This window comes from Candidatus Synechococcus spongiarum SH4, from assembly GCF_000586015.1.
GTDB classification, from domain to species: Bacteria; Cyanobacteriota; Cyanobacteriia; order PCC-6307; family Cyanobiaceae; genus Synechococcus_B; species Synechococcus_B spongiarum_F.
In genome coordinates, this window is the sequence record NZ_JENA01000259.1 from 1 (window position 1) to 2253 (window position 2253).

General features: G+C 65.9%; 2 protein-coding genes. One reads left to right on the forward strand and one right to left on the reverse strand.

The window, feature by feature from the left end; all coding sequences use genetic code 11:
- A partial coding sequence (locus BG35_RS0109410; protein WP_236619848.1) for an autotransporter outer membrane beta-barrel domain-containing protein occupies nucleotides 1-1750 on the forward strand: 1750 nt, incomplete at its 5' end.
- A 163-nt stretch (nucleotides 1751-1913) separates the two neighbouring features.
- On the opposite strand, the gene BG35_RS0109415 is transcribed toward BG35_RS0109410, so the two are convergent.
- Nucleotides 1914-2253 (reverse strand): enoyl-CoA hydratase-related protein (locus tag BG35_RS0109415; RefSeq protein ID WP_025782620.1); only part of this gene is annotated, 340 nt, incomplete at its 5' end.

Below are 2253 nucleotides of genomic sequence, written 5' to 3' on the forward strand. Positions count from 1 at the left end.
GTTACGGATGACGACACGGCCGGGTTGGTGTTCGCGCCCCGTCCCTGCGGTGGAGGAGGGGAGCAGTGGCAGTTATACGGTGAAGCTGGCCAGCGAGCCCACGGGCACTGTCACGGTGAGGGTGGGTGGCAACAACAGCGAGGTGACAGTCTCTCCCGCCAGCCTCAGCTTCACCGCCACCACCTGGAACACCGCGCAGCCGGTCACGGTCTCGGCAGGGGAGGACGATGATGCCACGAACGACAGCGCCACCCTCAGCCACACCGCTGCTGGTGGCGGTTACAACAGCGTCACCGGCAACGTGGCGGTGACCATCACGGATAACGACATCCCAACGGATGTCCTCACCGAGGCAGTGAAGGCTGGGCAGGTGCGTGTTGGCCGCACCGTCGCCCAGCAGGTGGTGAATGCCGTGCAGGGACGTTTCAGCGCCAATCCCCAAGCCGGTCTCACCCTCACCATGGCGGGGGAAGAGCTTACAGGCGCCAGGCCGTTGGCGGAGAACGCAGGGGCATTATCCAAGGTGTTGGGCTTCGAGAGTGTGAGCGGCCAGCAACTGGCGCAGGGTTCTTCCTTCTCCTTCTCCCCCCGGATAGCAGCCGGGCAAGGGGTGGAGGAGGGGGCAACACCCCGGCTCTCCCTCTGGGGTGAAGGGGCGCTCTCCTCCTTCCGTGGGCAGGAAGCCACCCTCTCCCTGAATGGGGACGTGACCACCGCCCTGGTTGGAGCGGACTGGCGGACGGAGCGCTGGCTGGCTGGCGCTGCCCTCTCCCACTCCTGGGGCAACGGCGGCTACGCCGGAGAGGACGGTAACGATGCAGACCTCAGCGCCACCATGACCGGCCTGTTCCCCTATGGCCGTTATGCCCTCACCCCGCGACTGGGCGTCTGGGCCGTGGCCGGGTACGGCCGGGGCAAGCTCTCCGTCACACCTGATGGCGCCGAGAGGGAGTACCGGCCCGGCAGCACCATGGTGATGGGCGCCGTGGGGCTGGATGGCTTGCTGCTGGATGGCGGCGCCGAGGGGCTGAGCCTCACCACCACCATCGACCTGCTGAGCCAGAAGACCACCACCGAGCAGGTGGATGCTCTCTCCTCCAGCGAGGGCAGCGTCTCCCGGCTGCGGGTGGGGCTGGAGGCGGTCCGCCCCTTCCCCCTGGCCAACGGCTCTTCCCTCCTCCCCTCACTGGAGGTGGGTATCCGCCATGACGGGGGTGATGCAGAATCAGGCTTCGGGCTGGAAGTGGGCGCAGCTCTGGCATGGAACGATCCACAACGGGGTATCAGCGCCCAAGTCAAGGGCCGCTCTCTGGTGACCCACATGGCGGAGGAGTTCCGGGAGCAGAGCTTGGCCCTCTCCTTCGCCTGGGAACCCTCCCCCACCAATCGGGGACCCTCCCTCGCCCTGGGTCACACCATGGGCGCACCCGCATCGGGCATGGATGCCCTCCTCAATCCCGCCGGTATGGAGGGGTTGGACGATGCCAGCAGCGGGGGGCAGCAGTTCGAGGCGCAGTTGGCCTACGGCTTCCCCGCCTTCAACGACCGCCTCACCATGACCCCAGGGGTGGCAGTGGCCCTCTCCCCCACCAGCAGCGCCTACACCCTGCTGTGGTCCCTGGCGCCCTACTCCCAGCAAAGCCAGACACCACCCTGGGAAATCGCCCTGGAGGGCACACGGCAGCAAACCAACTCCGCAACATCCCCTGTGGATCATTCCCTCAAACTTGACTTCTCCCTCCCCTTCTGAGGGGAAGCCATGGGATGCAGAACGGGCATAACCGTTCCCCGCTGGGAAGGCGCTATTTCCCCTGCTTCCCTGAGCCGGAACTGGGGTTGAGGAGGCTTCTCGCCAACTTGCTACGGCGTCCTTCTGTCGGCCACCGTCGTCTTCCGGTTCTTGGGTTCTGATTCTAAGGCAACCAGGGATAATCCTGATGCTGGGGAGACCGCTTTTCAAGAAAGGCATGATGGCCTTCCCGGGCCTCGTCCGTGCGGTAGAAGAGACTGGTGGCCTGACCCGCCAACTCCTGTAGCCCCACCATGCCGTCGGTTTCAGCGTTAAAGCCGGCCTTGAGGCAGCGGATGGCGGTGGGACTCATGGTCATGATGCGCCGCGCCCAGTCTACCCCCTCCTGCTCCAGGGTTTCGAGGGGAACCACCCGATTCACCAGCCCCATGTCCAGGGCGGCCGCGGCGTCATAACGCTGGCAGAGAAACCAGATCTCCCGGGCTTTGCGCTGCCCCACCAGG